Raw genomic sequence first — 1415 nt, forward strand, 5'->3', positions numbered from 1 at the left:
ATCCGCGCACCGTGCAGACGTACACACTGGGCTTCAAGATGGTCAAGGACGGAGACATTGACGCCGGGCCTGACGGCTAACGCAACGGCGTTGCATCACAGGGGACGTGACCGTGCGTGCTGGCCTCAAGCCCAACCGGGCGGCAGCTGCGGCATACGGCTTGGGTCGGACGCCGGTGTGGGGAAGGCCGACAGGCAGCCTCCCCCACGCGTCGCCACCGCCCTGCAGATTCACATGCCCAAACCACGCCGGATGGCGAGCTCCACGGGCGAATAGTTGCCATCCATGCGTTTGAGCCGATACGGCTCATCGGGTACAGCGGTGGCTGCGCCAGGAACCGCGGAGACGTCCCGCGGCGAGGCTGGGCAGCGTGCACGAGGAACGGATGACAAAAGTCAGCCGGTCAACAACCACGAGACCATGAAGATCAAGCGAGCCCAGCGAGTCGGAACCAACAAACTGCGGCACCTATGTCCCTCCCTGCAGGTGGATACCCGGGTGGCCATCAGCTTCAAACTCTGACACGCCCCTGCGGCAACCTACGGACTGACATATGACGTCTACGAAGGCGTGGCGGCGAAACTCGGTCTGAACTTCTTCTGGACCTTGCTCCTTGAGTCGTCGTTTGGCCGTGTGCCGACTGCCCTACCGTGCCCCTTTGCCGCTGTCGTGACGGTTGCCGTACGGGTTGCTGAATTCGGCCGGCTGCCCGGTAGAGCTACACAGCGGAAGTCCTTTTTGGTGTCCGCCATAGTCGCGTGGTCGACTATAAAGTCGGCGCCGGGTGCCTAGTGGATCTTCTGCTGTTCTAGCCATTTGAATACATCGGATCGCTTGTATTGGACCTTTGCGCTCCGCCCTCGTCCGAGCTTGTAGCCCTTGAGTCCCAATTTAGCGGCTTCCCTGTATATCCAGCTCTCGGACATATTTAGCATGACGGCCAGCTCTGAAGTGTCCATCAGTATTGGCTCGGCGAGGCGGTTCCTCCGCGGCCTGGATCCCGTCCCGGAGGTGTCATCAATGCTGTCCTGCTCTTTTGGCACGAAATTGCCTCGATTCGATCCGGTCGGCCCACGTGCTTGAGGCCGGTTAAGTCTCATAAGAAGGCGTGCGAAGCCTGTTTTCCGCGCCCGCCACCGCCAAGTGCCAGCGCGAACAACAACAATGGTGCTGCGAATCCCCGGTTTGGCTAACCGGGGATGTGCTGCTATGTTCCGCGCGGCATGGTCCTGCAGGTGGGACTGGACAGGGTTGGCCCGCCATTACGGCTCTCAGGGGAGAGGTGTATCGCTGGAGCGGCAGGGGTCCTTGTGGGTCCTCTGAGATGGCGTCCCGCCACGTGGTGTAGGGGATCAAGACACCGGAATCCGCAGGCCAGGGGCGCCGACCATGCCCGATCAGATGTCCAACTCGCC

The 1415-nt window shown here is 61.6% G+C and carries 1 protein-coding gene and 1 pseudogene; both read right to left on the bottom strand.

From position 1 onward, the window contains the following. Positions 1–230: 230 nt before the first annotated feature. Positions 231–391, bottom strand: a pseudogene (locus AB0D57_RS47770) (phytanoyl-CoA dioxygenase); the annotation flags it as partial. Positions 392–788: 397 nt separating this feature from the next. Next, positions 789–1100, bottom strand: coding sequence for a helix-turn-helix domain-containing protein (locus AB0D57_RS47775; protein WP_362088781.1), 312 nt, complete (start codon positions 1098–1100; stop codon positions 789–791). Between the last annotated feature and the right edge of the window lie 315 nt (positions 1101–1415).

It is taken from the genome of Streptomyces sp. NPDC048275, assembly GCF_040652275.1.
GTDB lineage: Bacteria > Actinomycetota > Actinomycetes > Streptomycetales > Streptomycetaceae > Streptomyces.